This window comes from Nonomuraea sp. NPDC050478, from assembly GCF_044458265.1.
Taxonomy (GTDB): Bacteria; Actinomycetota; Actinomycetes; order Streptosporangiales; family Streptosporangiaceae; genus Nonomuraea; species Nonomuraea ferruginea.
On record NZ_JBITHT010000005.1, the window covers coordinates 528826 to 549948 of the forward strand.

At 70.6% G+C, this 21123-nt stretch carries 24 protein-coding genes, 1 other RNA gene and 2 pseudogenes; 6 read left to right on the forward strand and 21 right to left on the reverse strand.

The genetic code is table 11. The annotated features are described in order from the left end of the window. A partial coding sequence (locus ACIBF7_RS27275) for a protein kinase (protein WP_397198460.1) occupies nt 1-1059 on the reverse strand: 1059 nt, incomplete at its 3' end. 137 nt (nt 1060-1196) lie between these two features. On the opposite strand from ACIBF7_RS27275, the gene ACIBF7_RS27280 reads away from it, so the two are divergent. Further along, a complete protein-coding gene (locus tag ACIBF7_RS27280; protein WP_148034168.1) occupies nt 1197-1607 on the forward strand; it encodes a hypothetical protein in 411 nt (136 codons plus the stop codon). Here the strand turns inward: ACIBF7_RS27280 and ACIBF7_RS27285 are convergent. The 3 genes and pseudogenes from ACIBF7_RS27285 to ACIBF7_RS27295 all read right to left on the reverse strand — a co-directional run. Further along, nucleotides 1564-2712, reverse strand: coding sequence for an ARPP-2 domain-containing protein (locus tag ACIBF7_RS27285; RefSeq protein WP_397198461.1), 1149 nt, complete (start codon nt 2710-2712; stop codon nt 1564-1566). The genes ACIBF7_RS27280 and ACIBF7_RS27285 overlap by 44 nt on opposite strands. Then, nucleotides 2709-4073, reverse strand: coding sequence for a hypothetical protein (locus ACIBF7_RS27290; RefSeq protein ID WP_397198462.1), 1365 nt, complete (start codon nt 4071-4073; stop codon nt 2709-2711). Before ACIBF7_RS27290 ends, ACIBF7_RS27285 begins: the two co-directional genes overlap by 4 nt. Nucleotides 4074-4298: 225 nt before the next feature. Beyond that, nucleotides 4299-4412, reverse strand: a pseudogene (locus ACIBF7_RS27295) (hypothetical protein); the annotation flags it as partial. 86 nt (nt 4413-4498) lie between these two features. Between ACIBF7_RS27295 and ACIBF7_RS27300 the strand changes: the two are divergent. Next, the gene (locus ACIBF7_RS27300; protein WP_397198463.1) at nt 4499-4918 is read left to right on the forward strand and encodes a S8 family serine peptidase; all 420 of its coding nucleotides are present in this window, start codon (nt 4499-4501) and stop codon (nt 4916-4918) included. Between the two features lie 169 nt (nt 4919-5087). On the opposite strand, the gene ACIBF7_RS27305 is transcribed toward ACIBF7_RS27300, so the two are convergent. Further along, complete coding sequence (locus tag ACIBF7_RS27305; RefSeq protein WP_397198464.1) at nt 5088-5447, reverse strand: hypothetical protein; 360 nt, start codon at nt 5445-5447, stop codon at nt 5088-5090. 26 nt (nt 5448-5473) lie between these two features. Between ACIBF7_RS27305 and ACIBF7_RS27310 the strand changes: the two genes are divergently transcribed. Beyond that, entirely contained in the window at nt 5474-6571 is a 1098-nt protein-coding gene (locus tag ACIBF7_RS27310; RefSeq protein ID WP_397198588.1) for a RiPP maturation radical SAM C-methyltransferase, read from the forward strand. A 53-nt stretch (nt 6572-6624) separates the two neighbouring features. Beyond that, nucleotides 6625-8199, forward strand: a complete 1575-nt coding sequence (locus ACIBF7_RS27315; RefSeq protein ID WP_271279098.1) for a long-chain-fatty-acid--CoA ligase — start codon at nt 6625-6627, stop codon at nt 8197-8199. Nucleotides 8200-8251: 52 nt separating this feature from the next. On the opposite strand, the gene ssrA is transcribed toward ACIBF7_RS27315, so the two are convergent. The 5 genes from ssrA to ftsE all read right to left on the reverse strand — a co-directional run bounded on the left by ssrA (nt 8252) and on the right by ftsE (nt 12895). Next, nucleotides 8252-8635, reverse strand: a transfer-messenger RNA (tmRNA) gene (ssrA, locus tag ACIBF7_RS27320). Between the two features lie 296 nt (nt 8636-8931). Then, nucleotides 8932-10788, reverse strand: coding sequence for a penicillin-binding transpeptidase domain-containing protein (locus ACIBF7_RS27325; protein ID WP_148034180.1), 1857 nt, complete (start codon nt 10786-10788; stop codon nt 8932-8934). Further along, nucleotides 10785-11252 (reverse strand): SsrA-binding protein SmpB, encoded by a 468-nt coding sequence (smpB, locus tag ACIBF7_RS27330; protein WP_148034181.1) that lies wholly within the window; start codon nt 11250-11252, stop codon nt 10785-10787. Before smpB ends, ACIBF7_RS27325 begins: the two co-directional genes overlap by 4 nt. Before the next feature lie 23 nt (nt 11253-11275). Then, nucleotides 11276-12184, reverse strand: coding sequence for a permease-like cell division protein FtsX (gene ftsX / locus ACIBF7_RS27335; RefSeq protein ID WP_148034182.1), 909 nt, complete (start codon nt 12182-12184; stop codon nt 11276-11278). Between the two features lie 21 nt (nt 12185-12205). Further along, on the reverse strand, nt 12206-12895 hold the full coding sequence (gene ftsE / locus ACIBF7_RS27340; protein WP_091079803.1) for a cell division ATP-binding protein FtsE: 690 nt from the start codon (nt 12893-12895) through the stop codon (nt 12206-12208). 203 nt (nt 12896-13098) lie between these two features. On the opposite strand from ftsE, the gene ACIBF7_RS27345 reads away from it, so the two are divergent. Then, entirely contained in the window at nt 13099-13290 is a 192-nt protein-coding gene (locus tag ACIBF7_RS27345; protein WP_148034183.1) for a hypothetical protein, read from the forward strand. Here the strand turns inward: ACIBF7_RS27345 and prfB are convergent. Further along, nucleotides 13276-14391 (reverse strand): peptide chain release factor 2, encoded by a 1116-nt coding sequence (prfB, locus tag ACIBF7_RS27350; protein WP_271279097.1) that lies wholly within the window; start codon nt 14389-14391, stop codon nt 13276-13278. The two genes, ACIBF7_RS27345 and prfB, sit on opposite strands and share 15 nt — an antisense overlap. 48 nt (nt 14392-14439) lie before the next feature. Between prfB and ACIBF7_RS27355 the strand changes: the two genes are divergently transcribed. Further along, complete coding sequence (locus tag ACIBF7_RS27355) at nt 14440-15447, forward strand: hypothetical protein (protein WP_397198465.1); 1008 nt, start codon at nt 14440-14442, stop codon at nt 15445-15447. Between the two features lie 10 nt (nt 15448-15457). Here the strand turns inward: ACIBF7_RS27355 and ACIBF7_RS27360 are convergent, their stop codons facing one another. From ACIBF7_RS27360 to ACIBF7_RS27405, 10 genes and pseudogenes are all read right to left on the reverse strand, one after another. After that, the gene (locus ACIBF7_RS27360; protein ID WP_397198466.1) at nt 15458-15769 is read right to left on the reverse strand and encodes a gas vesicle protein K; all 312 of its coding nucleotides are present in this window, start codon (nt 15767-15769) and stop codon (nt 15458-15460) included. Further along, nucleotides 15753-15992 carry a gas vesicle protein GvpJ gene (gene gvpJ / locus ACIBF7_RS27365; protein ID WP_148034187.1) on the reverse strand — a complete coding sequence of 80 codons (240 nt, stop codon included), beginning with the start codon at nt 15990-15992 and terminating at the stop codon, nt 15753-15755. The genes ACIBF7_RS27360 and gvpJ (ACIBF7_RS27365) overlap by 17 nt, the downstream gene beginning before the upstream one ends. Next, nucleotides 15979-16761: a GvpL/GvpF family gas vesicle protein gene (locus tag ACIBF7_RS27370; protein ID WP_397198467.1), complete on the reverse strand. Its 783-nt coding sequence runs from the start codon at nt 16759-16761 to the stop codon at nt 15979-15981. Before ACIBF7_RS27370 ends, gvpJ (ACIBF7_RS27365) begins: the two co-directional genes overlap by 14 nt. Beyond that, entirely contained in the window at nt 16751-17131 is a 381-nt protein-coding gene (locus ACIBF7_RS27375) for a gas vesicle protein (protein ID WP_378525242.1), read from the reverse strand. Before ACIBF7_RS27375 ends, ACIBF7_RS27370 begins: the two co-directional genes overlap by 11 nt. Then, nucleotides 17128-17490 (reverse strand): gas vesicle protein, encoded by a 363-nt coding sequence (locus ACIBF7_RS27380; protein WP_308248795.1) that lies wholly within the window; start codon nt 17488-17490, stop codon nt 17128-17130. Before ACIBF7_RS27380 ends, ACIBF7_RS27375 begins: the two co-directional genes overlap by 4 nt. 36 nt (nt 17491-17526) lie before the next feature. Next, nucleotides 17527-17751, reverse strand: a complete 225-nt coding sequence (locus ACIBF7_RS27385) for a gas vesicle protein GvpG (RefSeq protein WP_148034189.1) — start codon at nt 17749-17751, stop codon at nt 17527-17529. Nucleotides 17752-17785: 34 nt separating this feature from the next. Then, nucleotides 17786-18580, reverse strand: coding sequence for a GvpL/GvpF family gas vesicle protein (locus ACIBF7_RS27390; RefSeq protein WP_397198468.1), 795 nt, complete (start codon nt 18578-18580; stop codon nt 17786-17788). A 175-nt stretch (nt 18581-18755) separates the two neighbouring features. Then, nucleotides 18756-18965 (reverse strand): annotated as a pseudogene (gene gvpJ, locus ACIBF7_RS27395) (gas vesicle protein GvpJ); the annotation flags it as partial. Nucleotides 18966-19006: 41 nt separating this feature from the next. Further along, nucleotides 19007-20350: an SRPBCC family protein gene (locus tag ACIBF7_RS27400; protein ID WP_397198469.1), complete on the reverse strand. Its 1344-nt coding sequence runs from the start codon at nt 20348-20350 to the stop codon at nt 19007-19009. A 56-nt stretch (nt 20351-20406) separates the two neighbouring features. Next, nucleotides 20407-20955: a hypothetical protein gene (locus ACIBF7_RS27405; protein WP_187281377.1), complete on the reverse strand. Its 549-nt coding sequence runs from the start codon at nt 20953-20955 to the stop codon at nt 20407-20409. Between the last annotated feature and the right edge of the window lie 168 nt (nt 20956-21123).

The window sequence follows — 21123 nt, forward strand, 5'->3', positions numbered from 1 at the left end:
ACGCAGCGCGTCCGAACCGCCCGCCGCCCCAGAGACTCCCCCGTACGCGACCGCACCCCGAGAGGTCGGGGAAGCCTCCGGACTGTACGGAACCGCACTCTGGGAGGCGGGGTTACCCTGCGGACTCACCGCAGATCCGCCGTACGAAGTCGCTGGGGAGAGATGGGGAAAGGCGGAAGCGGACGGGGGGCCGTGGTCGGGAGGGGCCGGAGCGGACGGGGGGCGGGTGAGGGGGGTGGTCCAGGTGCGCTCGACGGCTTCGGTGGCCGAGGCGGGGCTGGTCGGGGGGCCGCCGAGGAGGTCGGCGAGGAGGCGGGACACCGGTGGGCGGGCCCTGGGGTCCTTGGCGAGGGCCTGCTCCACCAGCCCGCGGACGCCGTCGTCCAGGCCGTCCAGGTGGGGCCTCTCGTTGACGACGCGGTTGAGCACCTCGCCAGGGGATCCGCCGCCGAACGGGGAGCGGCCGGTTCCGGCGAACGCGATGACCCCGCCCCAGGCGAACACGTCGGTGAACGGCCCGACGGTCTCGCCGCGCGCCTGCTCCGGCGCCATGAACGCGGGTGTGCCGAGGATCGCCTGGCTGGTGTCGGACCCGACGAGCTGGGCGATGCCGAAGTCGATGACGCGCGGCCCGAGCGGCGACAGCAGCACGTTCGACGGCTTGAGGTCGCGGTGGATCACCCCGGCGCCGTGGATGGCGCTCAGCGCGGTGGCGATGCCGACCGCCAGCGCCTCCAGGTTGCCCCCGGACAACGGCCCCTGGTCGCGCACGGCCCTCGCCAGGTCGGGGCCTTTGACGTACTCGGTGACGAGGTAGGCGACGTCGCCGTCGATGCCGGCGTCCAGGACGGGCGCGGTGCAGAACCGGGCGACCCGGCGCGCGGCCGCCACCTCGCGCTCGAACCTGCGGCGGAAGGCGGGGTCGCGGGCCAGCCTAGGGTGGATGACCTTGACGGCGGCCAGCCCGCCGGTGGGGGTGGCGGCCAGGTGCACCTCGCCCATGCCGCCGCGACCGAGGACGCGCCGCAGCGCGTACCCGCCGATGACCCGATCGCTCACCGCAGACACATTAGCCAGGTCCGGATCGTCCCGCTCGGAGCGCGTATCCGTGTCCGAAAGACGAGGATCCCAAGTTTCCAGACCAGCAGCCCGCCCTCCCCTCCCCGTCTGCCCCGTACGGCGTCACCGTCGAAGACATGTCAGAGACGACCGCACGCGCCACAGGCCGCAACTGGGGCCGATTCGCCCTGCACTACATCGAAATGATCATCGCGATGTTCGCCGGCATGTTCCTCCTGGACCTCGTCTGGTCCATGGCCGGCGTGCACGTCTCGTACGCGACCCACCCGGAGGCCGCGTACCTGCTCATGGCGCTCAACATGTCGATCGGCATGGCCGTGTGGATGCGCTTCCGCGGCCACGGCTGGGGGTCGACGCTGGAGATGTGCGCCGCCATGTTCGCACCGGCCGTTCCGCTCTTCCCGCTGCTGTGGCTGGGGCTCATCGACGGTCACGGGGTGATGATCGCGGCGCACGTGGCGATGTTCCCCGCCATGCTGGCCGTCATGCTCCGCCGGCTGGACGAGTTCGCCGGCTGTGCCCGTTGACCCTGCGGTACCGGTCCAGCACGTCCTGCCGCAGCAGGTGGCCGAACCCGGCCCGCTCCAGCCGCGTCCCGAGCTGGGCCGCGGTGCCGCCGAGAGCGGCGGCGGCGTCCTCCAGACGCCAGTCGTGCTCGTGCAGCACGCGCAGCAGGTGGCCGCGCCGCACCTGGGCCTGCGACAGCCTGAAGGTCTTCAGGTACGCGAGCCTCCCGTCCTCGGCGGTGATCGTCTCCCCGATGTGGTTCTCCGCCCGGCGGTCGAAGGCCGGCAGGAAACGCCGCAGCCGGAACCCGCCGAGCCGGTACACCTCCTCCACCCGGTCCGGCGAGCCCAGCAGGCCCGCCGCCATGACCGAGTCGTGGAAGCCGGCCCACTCCCGCTCCTGCCGCGCCGCCTCGGCCCGCAGGTCCGCCAGGGAGGAGACCCGGCTCTCGTCGATCACCGCGGGGAAGTCACGGGCCGGGTAGAACGTCGCGTACTCGTGGACGAGCTCCCCGTACAGGTCGCGTACCAGGGTCGGGTGCAGCGCCCGGTAGTCGTCAGGATGCGGCACCACGAACGCGCTCGCCAGCGTGTCACCCGCGTACAGCAGCAGCCCGCACTGGCCGGGGTGGATCTCGAAGACGCGCAGCGCGTCCTCCAGCCCGCGCACCTCCGCCCCGGTGCGGGCGTCCTCGGCGCGCGGCGACAGCCCCCGCGCGACCGCCTGGCGTGACCACTCCGCCCAGGCGATCACGGGCCCGCGGAAGTGCAGCGCCAGGTAGCCCTCCAGGGCGAGGTGCAGGGGCAGGAAGCGCAGCCGGTTCTTGTCCACGCGCCTGGCCATCCGCCGGCGGAACCTGACGTCCATGCGGTCGAGCGGCTCCCCGAGCTGGGTGCCGTACGCTGCGGCTGGGCTCCCGTCGCCGGTCCACGACGCCACGAACGCGTGCGGGACGTACGCCACGTACACCGACTTGTCCGGCAGGCCGACGACACTCAGCTCGTCCCCGTACACCCGGGCGTGCAGCCGCAGGTCGAGGATCGGCTCCGGCCGGACCAGCGGCACCAGCCGCACCGCTCCCCAGGTCTGGGCGGGCCGGGTCTCCAGCCCGGCGAGGTCGATCATCGCGCCGCCGCCCTCTCCTCCAGGTACGCGCGCAGCTCGGCAGGCCCGGTGCGGCCCTGCGCGAACCCGGCCAGCTCGACCAGCGCCGGCAGGTCCTCGGCGTCGCGGATCCCGGCCGTCGGAACCAGCGGCGACAGCCTGCGCACCTCGAACCGCTCCGCGTCGTACACCGGGTTCAGGTGCACGACGCGTACCCCGCCCGCCGGGTCGAGCCGGCGCCGCCACACCCGCAGGACCTCCGCGGCCAGCCCGGGAGGCGCGTTGTCCCACCCGTCGGAGACGATGACCAGCCGGTCCGGCCGCGGGTCGAGCGCGTCGAGCACCCGCCGCCCGAGCGGCGTCGGCCCGTCCGGCCGCGCCATCACCGGGTCGGCGAGCCCTGACACCCACAGCCCTCGGTAGGACCCGGCCAGCGCCTCCAGCAGGTAGTGGCAGGCCAGCGCGACCGCCAGCGGCCTGCGCCGCTTCACCGGCGAGCCGAACGACGAGAAGCTGTCGTCCAGCACCGCCGCGACGCTCCCCCACGTCCCACGCCGCGGCCCCGCCGCCCGCGCCGCCGCCGCGCGCAGCGCCGCCACGTGCTGACGCCGCTCGCCGTACGGCAGCGACAGCACGTACGAGGCCGCGCGCACCAGCGGCATGGCCGCCAGATCGGCCTTGTCCCGGATCCCCGCACGCTCATGGGCGCCGGCCAGCCGCAGCCGCTCCGAACGGGTCAGGCGGGGCGCGATCCGCTCCAGGAAGACCGCCCTGGGGATGCCGTGCCGGGCCGCGAACCCCTCCGCCACCGTGTACGGCAGCTCGTACAGCGCCTGCTTCTCGTGGTGGGCACGGCGCCAGGCCTCCAGCACCGGGGTGTCGAAGCGGGCGCGCCGGTGCGGCGCGAACAGGAAGTCGCCCAGCTCGCCCGGTGGCCGCAGGTGCGCGTGACGCACCGCCGCCTTCATCGCGGAGCGGTACTTGACCGCGTCGAAGGCCAGGTCGGGCCGGGCCAGCAGCCAGTCGCGGATGACCGCCCTGGTGCGCCGGTTGTTCACGCCGTCCCGCCGCAGCTCACCGAACAGCCGGTAGACGCGTGGCGGGCTCATCCTGGCCAGCCGCCAGGAGATGAGCGGGCCGTCGCCGCGGGCCTTCAGCACGTTGTGGATGATCATCGCGGCGTTGTGGTCGTTGACGTCCAGCGCCAGCGTGGCCGCGTACAGATCGGGATAGTTGCCGTGGATGTAGCGGTGCAGGAAGTCCAGCGACAGCCGCTGCTCGCCCGCCGTGGCGCGGAACTCCCGCTGCCCGGTCGAGGTGATGGCCGCGTTCGCGAACAGCAGCACGTCCTCGCACTCGATCAGGTCGGCGTAGGTGTCCATGGCTCCCCGGGATGACGGCGCCGGCCGGGGAATGGGGGCACGAACTGCGAAGCATCGCTTCATAGGCGGGTTCCGGAAGTCGCGCCTGAGTCCCGCGACCGGCTGCTCCCGGACCTTACCGCGCAGCAGCCGGACGAGCGACGAAATATCCGCATTCCGCCGTCGGCCGGCCCGGCCGCCTCCCGCCCGCCGGTTCCCCGGGGGCGGGAGGTGAGCCGGCGCTCACTAGGGCTCGCAGCCGGCCTCGGTGTCGGTGCCGAGCCCGCCGTTGCAGTCGTCGGTGCCCGGTCCCCCGTTGAGGTCGTCGTTCCCGTTGTTGCCGTTGAGCTCGTCGTTGCCGGCGCGCCCATCTGGACGCCGGCGGCAACCTGCGGGCGTCCGACTACGCCAGCGGCTTCACCAGCGACATCTTCCCCGGCCGGCGGGTGCCCGACGTCGTGGGCCTCGTCGGCCTGCAGCCGAACGCCTCGTACATCATGCTGCCCACCCAGCCGGGCTCGTTCGTCGACGAGACCTTCGCCGACAGCGCGGACGACACCAAGTCCGACGACGGCTGGGCGGTCTTCAGCGGCACCTCGGCGGCGGCAGCCCCGGCGGCGGGCGTGTGCGCCCTCGTGAAGGGCTCCTGGCCGGGGATCTCGCCCACCCGGATGAAGCAGCTCCTCAGGGCCACGGCGAGGGACGTGACGACCGGCAGTTGCTTCAACGCCCCGGGCATGAACCATCAGGCGACGGCCGGGCCGGACCGCGCGACCGGCAGCGGGCTCATCGACGCCTACGCGGCCCAGAGCTCGGCCCAGACCACCTACATCGAATGTTCCATCCGCGGGCTGAACTGCGACTAGGCCCGGCCGTGTCCACCTACCGCGTCCTGCTGGTCAGCATGCCCTGGCACGGGCTCGACCGCCCCTCGCTCGGGCTGAGCCTGCTCCAGGCCGCGCTCCGGCGCGACGGCGTGGCCTGCGACGTCCGCTATCTCGGCTTCGACCTCGCCGATCTCATCGGCCTGCCGGACTACCAGTGGGTGCAGGGCGGGCTGCCGCACACCGCCTTCGCCGGCGAGTGGCTGTTCGCCGCCGCGCTCCACGGCGAACGACCGGCGGCCGACGCCGCGTACGACGAGACCGTCCTGCGCGGCGTCCACCGGCAGCCCCAGGAGACGATCGCCAGGCTGCGGAGGCTGCGCGGCTCCTGCGCCCGCTTCCTCGACCGCTGCCTGGCCTCGTCCGCGGGACGGACGTCGGGTTCACCTCCACCTTCGAGCAGAACCTCGCCTCGCTCGCGCTCGCCCGGCGGGTCAAGGAACGCCATCCCGGCGTCGTCACCGTCTTCGGCGGCGCCAACTGGGAAGGCGACATGGGCCACGAGCTGCACGCGCGCTTCCCGTTCGTGGACGTCGTCTGCGGCGCGAGGGCGCCGCCGTCCGCCCCCGCCTGCTGCTGGAGACCTCGCGCGGCTGCTGGTGGGGGGCCAGGCACCACTGCACGTTCTGCGGGCTGAACGGCGAGGCGATGACCTTCCGCAGCAAGTCGCCCGAGCGCGTGCTGGACGAGATCGAGCACCTGACCCGGCGCCACGGCCTCACCACGGCGGGCGTCGTCGACAACATCCTCGACATGCGGTACTTCACCACGCTGCTGCCCGCGCTCGCCGCCGCCGGAGCGCCTGCCGACCTGTTCTACGAGGTCAAGGCCAACCTCAGCGCCGCCCAGGTGAAGCTGCTCGCCGACGCCGGGGTCCGCGAGATCCAGCCTGGCCTGGAGAGCCTCAGCGACCACGTGCTGGCGCTGATGCGCAAGGGGACCACGGCCCTGCGCAACATCCAGCTCCTCAAGTGGTGCGCGGAGTTCGGCGTCACCGCGCGCTGGAACCTGCTCTTCGGCTTCCCCGGGGAGACCGCCGAGGACTACGCGTCGATGCTGCCCCTGCTGGACGCGTGCGACTTCCTCCAGCCGCCGGACGGCATGGACGCCATCCGGCTCGACCGGTTCAGCCCTTTCCACCAGGATCCGGAGCGGTTCGGGATGACCGGCGTGCGGCCCATGGAGGTGTACCGGTGCCTCTACCCCTTCCCGGACGAGGCCCTGCGGCGCATCGCGTACTACTTCGACTTCGACTACGCCGACGGCATGCGCCCCCTGGACCACGCCGGGCCGGTCATGAAGCGGGTGCGGCGGTGGATCGAGCGCGGCGGCAACGGCACGCTCGCGCTGCTGGCGCACCCCGACGGCGGGCTGGTCCTGGTCGACACCCGCGACGAACGGACGGTGTCGTTCCGGCTGACCGGCTGGCGGGCGGCGGTGTACGCCCGGTGCGACAGGGTCACGGCGGAGCGCGCGGCCGTCGCCGCCGACACGGCCGCGGGGGCGACGGCCGAGGAGGTGCTCGCATTCCTCGCGGACTGCCTGCGGCGACGGCTCATGGTCCGGACGGACGATCAGTGGCTGGCGCTGGGGATCCGCGTGCCGGCCAGGACGTCCGCCGACTCTCGACCTTGACGGGCACCCGGCTGTAAGTTCTCACTTACAGCCGAGGGACGGGAAGGAAGAACATGAGCACGGTCCACAGTGCCCACCCCCACCAGCGACTCACCTGGGTCCACCAGGTGACCAAACACGCCGGCGCACAGCCAGGACGGCCCGCCATACGGTTCAAGGGCGAGACGACGACCTGGGCCGAGCTGGACGAGCGCAGCCGCCGCCTGTCCGCCGCGCTCGAAGCCCGCGGCGTGGGCGAGGGCGACCGGGTCCTGGTGCTCCTGACCAACCGTCCCGAGTTCGTCGAGACACTGGTGGCGATCAACAGGCTCGGCGCCATCGCCGTCCCGGTCAACTTCCGGCTGGTCGCGGCCGAGGTCTCGTACCTCGCCGAGGACTCGGGCTCGTGCGCGATCGTGGTGGAGCAGCCGCTGGCCCCGGTGGTCGCCGCGGTGCGGGCGGGCAAGGAGGCCGAGCTGCCCTGCCTGGTCGTCGGCGACGCCCCGGACGCCGCCGGCGCGGGCGCGGAACGCTACGAGGAAGCCGTCGCGGGCGCGACGCCGAGCGGGGCGAGCGGCCCCGCCGACCTCGGCGCGGTCGCCCTGATCATGTACACGTCGGGGACGACGGGCCTGCCCAAGGGCGCCATGCTCACGTACGAGAACCTCCTCGGCCAGACGATCACCCTGCTGCAGACGTTGCGTCCGGGCGCCGACGAGATCTGCGTCGTCACCTCACCGATGTTCCACATCGCCGCGGTCGGCGTGATCGTGCCGAACCTCATCTTCGGCTACACCACCGTCATCACGCCGACCGGCGCCTTCGACCCCGAGGCGTTCCTCGACCTGGTCGAGTCGGAGCGGGTCACCAACGCCTTCCTCGTGCCGACCCAGTGGCAGGCCGTCTGCGCCAGCCCCACGCTCCCGCAGCGCGACATCCCGCTGCGCACCATCTCGTGGGGGGCCGCGCCCGCGACCCCGGCGATCCTACGGGCGATGGAGGCGGCCTTCCCCGGCGTGCCCAACGTGTCGGTGTTCGGGCAGACGGAGATGTCGCCCATCACCACGTCCCTGCCCGGCGAGGACGCCATCCGCAAGATCGGCTCGGTCGGCAAGCCCGTCCCCCTGGTCGAGGTGCGCGTGGTGGACCAGGACATGAACGACGTGCCCCAGGGCGAGATCGGGGAGATCGTCTACCGGGGCCCGCAGACCATGACGGGCTACTGGAACAACCCGGGGGCGACCGAGGAGGCGTTCCGGGGCGGCTGGTTCCACTCCGGAGACCTGGTCCGGGTGGACGAGGAAGGGTTCTTCTACGTCGTCGACCGCCTCAAGGACATGATCATCTCCGGTGGAGAGAATATCTACAGCGCCGAGGTCGAGGCCGTGCTCGCCGACCACCCCAAGGTCCGCGAGATCGCCCTGGTGGGCAGCCCGCACGAGAAGTGGGGCGAGACGCCCGTCGCCGTGGTCGTCCCGCGTGACGAGGCCGACCCGCCCACGGTGGCGGAACTGTCCGAGTTCTGCCTGACCCGGCTCGCCTCGTACAAGAAGCCGACCAAGGCCGTCGTGGTGAGCGAACTGCCGCGCAACGCCTCGGGCAAGATCCTCAAGAACCGCCTGCGCGACATGGTCAAGCAGGACTCCTGACGGAACGCGAAAAGCCCGGCCGGATGATCCGGCCGGGCTTTCCGCGTCTTCGAAGTGGAGGTGGCGGGAATCGAACCCGCGTCCTTCAACCCCAAGACAGGGCTTCTCCGGGCGCAGCCTGCTGTGCTTTTCTCAGCCCCGGCGATCACGCAGGCGAGTCGCCGACGGGCTCAGCCACTGTTTGGTTTCCCGATCACCCCCGTGGCCGGGTCGATCGGTTGAGCCTTCTGACGATGCCAGATCCCGAGCCGAAGGCACTCTCGGGCTGACAGAGGTTTCGCTACTTAGGCAGCGAGAGCCAGGGAACCCTGGCTGACCTCAGTGCGCTTAGAATTGGCACTTGTTGTTTGCGGTCACAGGATTAACGAGGTTATGTCCGCAGTCCTCGGCCCGCTTCTCCTGACTTGCAAGGTCAAAGTCGAAGCCAGTCACCCCCTGTGGAGTTGTCAACACGATCCCGGAGGATCGAGCATGACGACGATACCTCTGACAACACCCCAGATGCCAACTTGATTCCCGGCGAACGCCGTGGAGCCCCCGGAAGCGCAGCACAGCAGCATCACGCTCCCGGGGGCGACCGGCAGGGTCGAGCCGGTCAATGACGGCAGGACTTCCCCCGAGATGAAGTCCTGATCTCATCACGACGACTGGTCCCGCAACCCCCCGAGCGGGACCGGTCACTCATTAAGACGCAACCGGCCTGTCCGATGGTTGCTTCTTGTCACGAAAAAATCACGGAGTGTCGCCGAGGGCCGCGAAGAAGCTGCCGGCCACGGCGGCGGGGTTGTAGTTCCTGGTGAACACGGCGATGGCCAGGTCGCCCTGCCAGCCGACGAACCAGGCGTCGTTCTCCTTGCCGGTGGCGGCGGACGTCACGCCGTGGACGCGACCGCTGCCCGCCTGGGCGGGGGTGCCCTGGGCGCCCGCCCTCATCATGGCCGTCAACGCCTCGCGGACCTGCGGGTCGAGCTGCCGGGGCGGGGGCTGCGGCGCGGGCGTCACCTCGTCGGCGGCGTCGGGGGTGTCGGGCGCGGTGACCAGCACCGGCGGCCGCCAGGTGCCGGACGCCACCGCCCCCGCGACCAGGGCCATGCTGAGCGGGCTCACCTCGACGTTCTGGCCCGCGATGGCCTTGGCCTTGGCCGCGTCGCCGTCGAAGGCCGGCCGCGAGCCGCTGAACGACTTGAGCGGCAGCTGCCACGGCAGGCCGATGCCGAAGTTCTCGGCGCTCCGGGCCAGGTCGTCGCCGGTCACCCGGCGGGCGAGCGAGGCCAGCGCGGTGACGCAGCCCGCGGCGAAGTTCTGCTGGAAGGTGGGCGAGGAGCCGGTGACCTGGGCCGCGCTGACGAACCGGGCACCGCCGACCGTGCGCTCGGCCGGGCACGGGAGCTTCTGCTTGGTCTGCACCCCGGCCTTGAGTATGGCGTCGGCCGCCACGATGGAGAACGCGGTGCCGGCCGGGAAGCGGCCCGCCAGCGCGTCGTTCTGCTGGTGCAGGCCGCGGGTGGAGACCGCCCTGATCTCGCCGGTCGAGCTGTCGACCGCCACCAGGGCGCTGGCGCGGGTGCTGGAGACGGCGCGTTCGGCGGCGACCTGCACGCCGCTGTCGATCGTGGTCTGCACCGACCTGTTCTGACGGCCGGGCCACTGCTGCAGCGACGCCACCTCCTCGCCGGTGTTGAGGTCGAGGATGATCACCTGGGTCTCGGTGGAGCCTGTCAGGTAGCCCTGGTAGGCCTGCTGGAGCCCGCTCTGGCCGATCGAGTCGCCGGCCCGCTGGGGGCCGCCGAGCTTCTGCTCGGTCTCCGGGGTGAGCGCGCTGACCCGGCCGACTATCTGCTTGGGGCTCGCGGGGTCGACGGGCTGCTTCTCCGTGACGGTCTTGACCTCGGGGATGGCGTCGAGCTTCTGTCTCACCGACTGGTAGCGGGTGCGGCCGAAGGTGATCAGCGGCACGGTCTCGTTGGGCGGCGCGGACCGGATCCGGCTGAGCAGCCGGTCCTCCGCGTATCCGGTGATCTGGGACAGCTGCTTGACGACCTCCTCGGCGCGGTCGCCGAGCTGGGCGGGCACCACTCCGGCCACGTACAGGAACATGTCCTGCTGCAGCGGGTCGCCGCCGCGGTCGAGGACCGGCTGGCGCGGCTTCGGCTTGGCCTTGACCGCGAACCGCTGCCCCTCCTTGAGCTGGGGGTGCAGCACCGCAGGCGACCACTTCACCTTCCACATGCCGTCGTCCAGACGGAGCGGGAGCACGCTGTCGTACGTCCACAAGGGGTTGTTGTCGCCCAGGTCGACCTCGACGCCGAACTCGGCCTGCGACTCGTCGCCGGTCACCCGCACGCTCTTGATGCGGAACCGGAACGAGGCCGCGTCGAGCTGCAGCTTGGCGTCCGACAGCGCCTTGCGCACGACGGCGGGGTCACCGTCGGCGCGGGAGGCGGCCAGCTCGTAGTCGTTGGACTGCCAGCCGACGAGGAAGTCGCGCACCGCGTCGTGCGGCGACGCCTCCTCGAAGCAGCCGGTCAAGGTCATGCTCGCGATCGCCAGCGTGACGGTCGCGGCCAGCGTGCGGCGGACTCGGTTCATCGGTTGCGGTGACGCAGCGCCCGGGCCATCTCGCGCTTGGCCTGCTTCTCGGCCAGCGACTGCCGCTTGTCCCAGTCCTTCTTGCCTCTCGCGACGCCGATCTCGATCTTGGCCTTGCCGTCCTTGAAGTAGAGCTGGAGCGGCACGATCGTGAGCCCGCCCTCCTTGACCCGGGTGGCGAGCTTGTCGATCTCCTTGCGGTGGAGCAGGAGCTTGCGCTTGCGGCGGGCTGCGTGGTTGGTCCAGGTGCCCTGCGCGTATTCGGGGATGTGGACGTTGAACAGCCACGCTTCGCCGCCTTCGACGCTGGCGTAGCCGTCGACCAGTGAGGCGCGGCCCTCCCGCAACGACTTCACCTCCGTGCCCTGCAGGACCAGCCCCGCCTCGAAGGTGTCTTCGATGTGGTAGTCGTGCCGGGCACGCTTGTTCTGGGCGATGACCTTTCGCCCGGTCTCACGTGGCATGCTTCGACCTTACCGGCGTTTCGTCAGACCCTGAGGTATCGGCGGAGAGTGACGAACGATGCCAGGACACAGATCACCACACCGATGATCATAGTCAGGGTGATCACCGACGCCACGTCGTCCCAGCCGATCTGCGCCCCGCCGGACGACAGATACTGGGCGACCTCGTCGAACATGAAGACCTTGGTCACGATCAGCATGACCGCGGCGAACACGCCGCCGATCAGGCCCGCGATCATGCCTTCCATGACGAAGGGCAGCTGGATGTAGAGGTTGGAGGCCCCGACCAGCCGCATGATGCCCGTCTCCCGGCGGCGGTTGAACGCCGACAACCGCACCGTGTTGCCGATCAGCAGCGCGGCGGCGAGCACCAGGATGACGGCCACGATCAGGGCGGCCCAGCGCACCTTGTCGAGCATGGTGAAGAACTGGCTGATCAGGTCTCTCTGGTTGACCACCTGCGAGACGCCCGGCTGTCCCTGCAACGCCTGGATCACCGGCTGGTAGTTGTCCGGGTTGGCCAGCTTGACCCGGAACGAGGTCGGCATGTCCTCGACCTTGGTGGCGTCGCGCATGGGCTGGTTGGCGCTGAAGGCCTCCTGGAAGTTCTTGAAGGCCGTCGCCTGGTCCTCGTAGAAGACCTGCTCGACTCCGGGAAGCCCTTCGATCTGCTTCTGCAGCGCCTGGGTCTGCGCCTGGGTGACGGCCTTGCCCTTGCAGGCGGGCATGTCACTGTTCTTGGTGCAGAGGAAGACGGATACTTCGACCTTGTCGTACCAGTAGGTCGTCATCATGCCGACCTGGGCGTTGATCATCAAGCCGACGCCCAGCATCGCCATGCCGACCGCGACGGTGATGATGACCGCGATCGTCATGGTCAGGTTGCGACGGAGGCCGATCCAGACCTCGGAGAAGATGAAGTTCGCCCGCATGATTGTGTCTACTGCTCCCTGTCAGTACGCCTGGCCGTACACGCCACGCGACTGGTCGCGGACGATCTTGCCGTCCTCCAGCTCCACGACACGCTTGCGCATGGAGTCGACGATGGCCGCGTCGTGCGTGGCCATGACGACCGTGGTGCCGGTCCTGTTGATCCGGTCGAGCACCTTCATGATGCCGATGCTCGTCGCGGGGTCGATGTTGCCCGTCGGCTCGTCGGCCAGCAGGATCATGGGCCGGTTGACGAACGCCCGGGCCATGGCGACGCGCTGCTGCTCGCCGCCGGACAGCTCGTCGGGCATGCGGTGGGCCTTGCCTTCCAGGCCGACCAGCTCGATGACCTCCGGCACCACCTTGCGGATGAACCGCCGCGGCTTGCCGATGACCTCGAGCGCGAACGCCACGTTCTCGTAGACGTTCTTGTTCGGGAGCAGCCTGAAGTCCTGGAACACGCAGCCGATGCGGCGGCGCAGGTGAGGCACCTTGAAGTTGGAGAGGCGGGCCAGGTCCTTGCCGGCGACGTGGATCGCGCCGGAGTTGGGCCGCTCCTCCTTGAGAATCAGACGGAGGAAGGTGGACTTGCCTGATCCCGAAGGACCGACGAGGAACACGAACTCACCCTTGTCCACGTCGACAGAGACGTGGTCCAGGGCGGGCCTGTTCTGGTTCGCGTAGACCTTGGTGACATTATCGAAATGGATCACGAGAGCATCACGGCATGCCAGTCTAGGGGTCAGGACGGAAGCGAGGGTGGCACATGCCCACTTCCCGCCACGCACCGATCGGGGACGCCCAGCTTTACCATTGATCGACGTTCCGATTGGCTGGAGCACAGTCTAGAGGGAAGACTGGCATGGAACGTCCATAACGGAAACAAAACGATTGTGCGGCTAGACTTGGGGCTGACATGAGTTGCCAACACCTCGTATGCGCGCAGTGCGCGCACCCCGTCATCGAAGGCCGCTGCGCCCTCTGCCGAGCCAACCGCGAGCGGCTGCACGGTCATGGCTTCGCCGGCCTGTCACCCGCCCTGATCGCGATCGTCCTCCTCGTGGCGCTCTTCGCGACCCTGGTGCTCGAACACCTACTGGGCGTCTGACTCCTGGCGGCGCATCCAGCGGATCTCCGACTCGATGAACTGGTCGAGATCGCCGTCGAGCACCGCGCTCGGGTTGCCCGCCTCCGTGGCCGTCCGCAGGTCCTTCACGATCTGGTACGGGTGAAGGACGTAGTTGCGGATCTGCGTGCCCCATGACGTGGTCGTCGCCCCGCGCAGCTCCGACATCTTCTCCGCCTCCTCCTGCCGCTTGCGCTCGAGCAGCTTGGCCTGGAGGACGTTCATGGCGGTCGCGCGGTTCTGCAGCTGGGAGCGCTCGTTCTGGCAGGAGACGACGATGCCGGACGGCAGGTGGGTGATGCGCACGGCCGAGTCGGTCGTGTTGACGCCCTGGCCGCCGGGGCCCGACGAGCGGTAGACGTCGACGCGGATCTCGTCTTCGTTGATGTCGATGTGGTCGGTCTGCTCCACGACCGGCACCACGTCCACGCCCGCGAACGAGGTCTGGCGGCGCCCCTGGTTGTCGAACGGGCTGATGCGCACCAGCCGGTGGGTGCCGTGCTCGCCCCTGAGCGTGCCGTAGGCGTAGGGCGCCTTGATGGCGAAGGTGGCCGACTTGATGCCCGCCTCCTCCGCGTACGAGGTCTCGTAGACCTCCGTGGGGTAGCCCTTGCGCTCGGCCCAGCGGAGGTACATCCGCAGCAGCATCTCCGCCCAGTCGGCCGCGTCGACGCCGCCGGCCTGGGAGTTGATGGTCATCAGGGCCTCGCGCGAGTCGTACTCGCCCGACAGGAGGGTGCGGACCTCCAGCGCGCCGATGTCGGAGCGCAGCGAGACCAGCTCCTTGTCGGCCTCGGCGCGGGTGTCGTCGTCGGCCTCCTCGGCCGCGAGCTCGTACAGGACCGAGAGGTCGTCGAGGCGGCGGCTCAGGCCGTCGACGCGGTTGAGCTCGCCCTGGAGGTGGGAGAGCTTGCTGGTGACCTTCTGCGCCTTGTCCGGCTCGTCCCACAGATCGGGGGCGGCGACCTGCGTCTCCAGCTCCTCGATCTGCTTGCGCATGGAGTCGAGGTCGAGCACGTCCTGGATGCTGCGGAGCGTGCCGGCGAGCTCGTTGATTGCGTCTGCCGGATCGATGTCTGCCACGCCTCCTTAGAGTACGCGACCGGCGGGGGTGCCGAATAACATGGCCAGGTGCGTGTACACGGTCGGCGTAAGGCGCTGGCGCTCGCCGCCGTCCTGCTGGCGGGGGCGTCCGGCTGCTCGGGTTCCGCCGCGGATCCTTCGCGCACCCCCGCGGCCGCCTCGCCGAGCCCGTCCGCCGACCCGACGCCCGCCGAGCCCGAGGTGACGCTCGCCAAGGCGGGCGAGGTGTTCACCACCTTCGTCGCCACCGACAGCGTGCTGCGCGCCTCCGGCGACCTGCGGCTCGCCATGGAGTACGTACGCGACTCGGAGGCCCGGCTGACCGCCGTCGCCTACCTGTCCAGCGGCGGCCGGCCGCCCCGTCACGAGTGGGGCTCCCCCACCCTGTACGTGCCGCGCTTCGCCGAGGGCGCCCAGGCGGTGTGGTTCTCGGTGCTGGCCGACCGCGACGGCGAGCCGACCATGCTGACCTTCGCCAGAAACGGCGACTGGCGGCTCAGCGCCGCCTCCCGGCTGCTCGACCCCGCGCACCGGCCCGACGTCGCCCTCGACGACCAGGGGTACGCCACCGCGATCGCCGGCGACGACCGGAGCGTCACCATCCGCCCCCAGCTCATCGGCCCTCTGCACGCCACCGTGGCCGAGACGGGCACCGACGGCGTCGCGGCCGGCCTCATCGCCGACGGCCCCTACACCACCGACGTCGCCAGCCAGATCACCGAGGCCAGGCAGAAGGCCAAGAAGGCCGGCTTCAGCTACGACTCCATCTTCCAGGCCGGCGACCACCCCGTGTACGCCCTGCGCACCGGCGACGGAGGCGCGATCATCCAATACTCGCTCTCCCGCACCACCACCACGACGACCAAGACGGCCGAGGACGACTACATCCCGGTGCCCGACTCGGCGCGCTGGTCGATCTCGGCGCCGGTGGTCCGGCGCAACCTCCGGCTCACCGAGATCCACACGTACGTGACCGCGGTCCCCCCGGCGACGGCCCCGGCCGCGGCGGAGGTCGTCGGCCACGAAGGGGCGCTGACGAAGGCGACCGGGCAGTGACGGCCCGGGGTCAGTCCTCCGGGAGCAGGGTGCCGAGCGGCCCGAGATCGAGGTTGAGGTCGGCAGGCGTCAGGCCGAACCGCTCGCACAGCTCGGTCATGGCCTCCTCCAGCCTCATCAGGGTCAGCCCCACCGCCTCCAGCTGCTCCCCGGACAGCTCGCCGCGGTCCATCCGCCGCACACACTGACGCTCCACGAGCTGGCGGATCAGCTCGATCAGCGTCAGCACCAGGCGGCTCAGGTCACGCTGCACCGAGTCGGCGTCGGTCTCCAGCCGCCACTCCCCCGGTTTCACCACCGGCTGGTCAGTCGGCTCTGTCATGCCGCATCCCTCCGTCTACCGCGTCGCCCTCCCGTACCGACACCAGCAACGCCCGCAGGGAGATCCGTACGAGGTCGATGCCGGAAATGGACAGCACCACGTCGCCCGTCACCACCACCCCGCCCGCCAGCAGGCGGTCCAGCAGGTCGACGAGCGCCACCCGCTGCTCGGGCAGGCGTCCCTCGGCGGCGAGCCGGCCCCCTCTCGGCTCAGGAGGCGTCACCGTACGCCGTCTCACCGTCGTGGTCGAGCGCGGCGAAGGAGTAGGGCGCCCAGGGGCCCACGAGCTCCAGGGTGACGCCCCGTTCGGCGGGGTCCTCGACCACCCGGGCGAACTCGGCGGCGCGTGCCTCGTCCACCAGGTAGGCGCCGTTGAGCACCATCTGCTCCCGCCGCCCTGACAGCTGCGGGTCCTGGGCCCGGTGACGGGTGCCGGCCACGGCGATGCCCATCAGCGCCTCGTGCACGGCCTGGGCGTGCTCGGCGGCCCGGCGCCAGCCGTCCTCACGTCCGCGCAGGGCCGCCCGGCGGCGGTTCAGGTAGGCGGCTCCCGGCGCCGCGTCCTGGGTTTCCGCCACCGGCTCGGCGGGGCCCGCGACGGCGTAGGCCTTCACGCCCCACTCCCACCGGCCCGACACCCGGCGCAGCACCTCCTCGAACTGGGCGTGCCGCTCGTCGAGGAGCTCCCGGACCTGTGCCTCACCCGTGTAGACGGTGACCAGCCGGACGGGGGCCGTGGGTCCGCGGCGGGCGACGGCCTCCACGACCCGGTGATGGGCGCGCGCGATCTCCTCCAGCCAGGCGAGGTCCTCCATCGAGCGCCGCAGCGACTCCTCGCCGAACTCCTGGAGCGACACCGTGCTGATGAAGGCGGCCAGGCCCCGGTGCGCCAGACGGCGCACGGGGGCACCGGCGACGCCTGCCGGGCCGTCGGGCTCGCCGCCCTCGTCACGGGTCACCGCGTACAGGTAGACGCCCTGCTCAGCGTCCACGCTCGACCGCCTCCGGCTCGTGGGCGGCTTCCGCCCGCGTGGCGACGATCTCCTCCAGCGCCGCGAGGCGGCGGCGCAGCTTGCGGTTCTGCTTGGCCAGCTCGTGGGCGTCGCCGGTCAGCCACGGGTCGTGCTCCCACCAGTCGATGCCCATCTCCCTGGCCGTGTCGACCGAGGCGATGAGCAGGCGGAGCTTGATCGTCAGCAGCTCGATGTCGAGCAGGTTCACCTGGATGTCGCCGGCGATCACCACGCCCCGGTCGAGCACCCGTTCCAGGATGTCCCCCAGGTTGGCCGACTCGCGGCCGCTGTAACCCTGCTGCTGCATCGAGGACCCGGGAACGTACGGGCCCGACCTCACGGCGCTCACCGCGGGCTCTCGGCGGGGTCGCCGCTGCCCCGCTTGTAGCGGCGCACCCGGCGGTAGGACAGCAGTTCGCCCTCCATGTCGAGGTCGATCTCGTAGAGAGCCAGGGTGTCGCCGGACGACGGGATCCGGCGGTCCTCCACGATCTCCACGCCCACCAGCCACCCGTCGTCCGACGGCTCTACCCGTGTGACGCTCTCGGTGTCCTTGCCGGTCAGCTCGCTCATCATGCGCAGCCCCATGTCGGCCGCCGCGGCGGCCGGGATGTCCGCGGAACGCGAGCGAGGCGGCTCCTCGCCGCCGTCGTCCGCTCCCTTTCCGCCTGACGCGTGCTTGCGCTCGGTCCCCTGCCTGGCAGGCACGAAATCACCCCCGTATCCGCTGGTGCGGCCCCCGCCTCACCAGCCGGTCATCCCCTGCAGGATCTCCTCGACCGCCCGGGCCTCCTCCTCCTCGGAGATCCGACCGGCGGCCCTGGCCTGCTCCACCTCTTCCAGGCGGCGCCGGACCACGGCCGGATCGCGCAGCTCCCGCTCGACCTCGTCTCTCAGGAGCTCGCCGAGCTTGACGACCGAGTAGATCGGCAGCAGCGGCCAGCCAAAGAGCAGCGTCCCCAGTCCCAACGATGTTCACTCCTCCACGACGTCGTGTCCGTGGTCAGGCCGTACCCACGAAGTCGTACGGAGCCATCGGCCCGAGCAGGCGAACCTCGACGCGGCCCGACCACCGGCGGGCCAGCTCGTCCACGGCCTCTTCGAACTCGGCCTGTCTGTCCCGCTCCACCAGTGCGGCCACGTGCGCGGCCTCGCGCTCGTGGCCGACGTCGCGTACGACCAGTTGTTCGTACACGTCGGAGAGGGCTTCCAGCACCGTCGCCGTGTCCGTCTCCCGTTTTCCGGCGATCGCGTGCTCGATGATCTCTCCCAGGCGCATGCGCTCGTTGCGCGTCGCGTCCTCGGGCAGGCCGGCGATCCGCTCCCGGAGCGTCGCGGCCTCCTCGTTCTCCTCCAGCACCTCCCTCAGGATCGTCCGCTCGTCGTACCGGGCGTTGACCACGTACTGCGTCCGGCCCTCCACCTCGCGCAGGGCGTCGACGAACGCGTCGTGGTACGGCTTCAGCAGCTCCTCCAGGACGGCGTCGGAGCCGGTCAGCACCGCCCCGAACCGGAACGGCAGCACCGGCACCTCCGCCGCCGTCTGGTCGAGCAGCGTCTGGTGCGCCCGCAGGTCCCGCGGCCGGCCCAGCGGCCGGTCGGCCCGGACGTCGCTCACCAGGGCCGCGATCTCGCCGAAGGTCACCAGTCCCACCTGGCCGCCGGGTTCTCCGACACCCTCAGTCCCGGGCTCCACTTCGACATCCACGGGTACGATCCCGTACACGTAGGACGCGGTGCCGTTCACGTCCGCCGATGAGGTGTCCGCGGGCCGGGCGGCCTCTCCGCGTGGTGACATCTCAGTCATCCTCTCTGAGGCGTGCCTCGCGGGGCTGTTCCTCGGGCACGTCCTCGACCTCGTCGGCGGCGGCTTCGAGCGCGGGCTCCTCGCCCTGGTCGACGGACTTGGCCTGCGTCACGCCCTGGACGACCTCGGGCAGGTCCTTCTGCGTGGTCGACAGGTCGAGGCGGTTGACCGCCTCAGCGAAGCGCAGGTAGGTGTCGACGCTGGCCACGACGATCCGGGCGTCCACGGTCAGCACCTCGATGCCGACCAGTGAGACGCGGACGAAGGCGTCGATGACCAGGCCCTTGTCGAGAATGGTGTCGATGACGTCCGCGAGATTCGTCCCCGAGCTGCCGCCGCCGGCAGGCGAGCCGCGACCGGCAGGTTGCACGGTCATGTCATACCCCCTGGTAGTGGCCGACCGGCCCTGACGGGTGACTACTCGGATCTGGCCCGACGGCGGCGCACCGGCCGCTCGGGCTCGGGAGCCGGGCGTCTGGACGTCGTGCCACGACGCCGCGCGGTGGCGGGCCGTCTGGGCGGCTCCTCCTCCTCGGGCTCCTCTTCCTCTTCAGGTTCCTCTTCCTCTTCCTCTTCCTCTTCCTCCTCCTCGGGCTCCTCTTCCTCTTCGGGTTCCTCTTCCTCTTCGGGTTCCTCTTCCTCTTCTTCTTCCTCTTCCTCGGGCTCCTCCTCAGGCTCCTCTTCTTCCTCCTCCTCTTCCTCCTCGCCTTCGGGCTCTTCGGCTTCCGCCCGCTCGCCCTCTTCAGGCTCCTCGGGCTCCTCTTCCTCCTCGCCCTGCTCGGCCTGCTCCTCCTGGACCGCGGTCTCGTGGTCCTTGACGACCTCGCTGTCGCGGATCTCGCCGCGCCAGCCCTCAAGCTCGTCGGGGTTCAGCAGGAGGTGCGCCATCACGTGCCGCCGGAAGTGCTTGAGCTCCAGCCGCACCCGACGTCCCTGCGCGCGCCACAGGTTGCCGGTCCGCTCGAACAGGCCCTGCGGGTGGTACTCCAGCACCACCAGGACCCGGGTCAGGTCGGGAGTGATCTCGTGGAAGGTCACCGCCCCGTCGACGCGACCCTTCTCCCCTTCCGAGCGCCAGATGATCCGCTGGTCCGGGATCTGCTCGATGATGGTCGCCTTCCAGCTCCGGTGCGACATGAAGACCTGGGCTTTCCAGGTGAGCTCCTCGTCGGAGTCCTGCTTGACGGTCTCGACCTTCTTCATGAAGGTCGGGAAGTCCTGGAACTGGGTCCACTGGTCGTACACCAGACGGCGGGGCGCGCCGATGTCGAGCGCCTCCACGATGTTGGTGACCTTCTCGTGGCCTCGTCCGCCACCGCCACCACCGCCGGTGATCTTCTGCATCACGCCCTTGAGCCCGCCCTTGAGCCCGCCCTTAAGAGCCCCGCCCAGGAAGCCGCCCGGTTTGTCCGAGCCCGTCACCGCGCTCATCAAACTCTTGCCCCCGTGTTCCACGTAGTCGGTGAGCCGGCCTGTCAGGCCTTCGATCTTGTCCCCCGCGGAGGACAGCACTCGCGTCCCCGCGGCCTGCAGGAGACCCTGAGCCGACTCCACCAGCCGGCTCATCGGCAGGCCGCCGGCCACTCCCTCGCCGGCCTCGGCCGCCTTCCCAGCGACCCCCTGGCCGGTCTCAGCCGCCTTCCCAGCGACCCCCTGGCCGGTCTCGGCCGCCTTGCCCACGGTGTCCTTGACCTGGTCCCCGGCCGTTTCCGTCGCGGCTTCGCCGGTCTGGCGGGCCGTTCTCCCCGCCTTGCCTGCCACTCCCCGGACGGCACCGGTCGCCGCCTTCCTCAATCTCTCCGCATCAGCCACTTCGCTCACCCCCGTGACTGGCCGGCCCGCCGGACGGGACGCGTGCGCCGACGTGCCCCCTCACCTTCGGCCTTCTCCTGGGTCCGCGCCGGCCGTTTGGCCCGCGCCGGCTCCTCGGCCTCTTCCTCTTCGCCCTCCTCCTCGCCGGCCTCCTCTTCGGGCTCTTCCTCGTAGTCCTCTTCTTCGCCTTCTTCGCCTTCTTCGTCGCGGGACGCCTGTTTGGTGACCTTGTCCGCGGCTTCGCCGACACCGCCGAGTGACCCCGCGCGCTCCTGCAGCCTCTGGCTCAGAGAGTCGATCTGCCTGCTCGCCGCGGTCATGACCGCCGTCTTGCCGGCCTCCACGAGCTCGCCACGAAGGCGTTCGGTGAGCTGCTGGAGCTCCGGGGTCGAGCCGAGCGCCTTGACGCCCTGCGCGAGCGGGCCCCCGTTGCCGCAGCTCGCACGCCCCGCCAGCCCCGCCGCCGCCAGAGCCGCCGCCGTGCGCAGCTTCCGGCGCCTTCCGAGGCAATAGCCGGCGAGTACGGCGAAGGCCACCTGCAACTTGTTCGACATGATCAGCGCTCCTTCCGCTCGCTCACCATCTCGACGAACACTGGTGCAGTGCAGGCGGACAGACCCGAATGTGCTGGTGCCTGTTCGCCGCGGCATGCCCTACCCGCAATTCGGACAAAGCACCTCATTCGGTGAAAAGTGGCGCAGACTTGACGCGAGGCGCGTCCA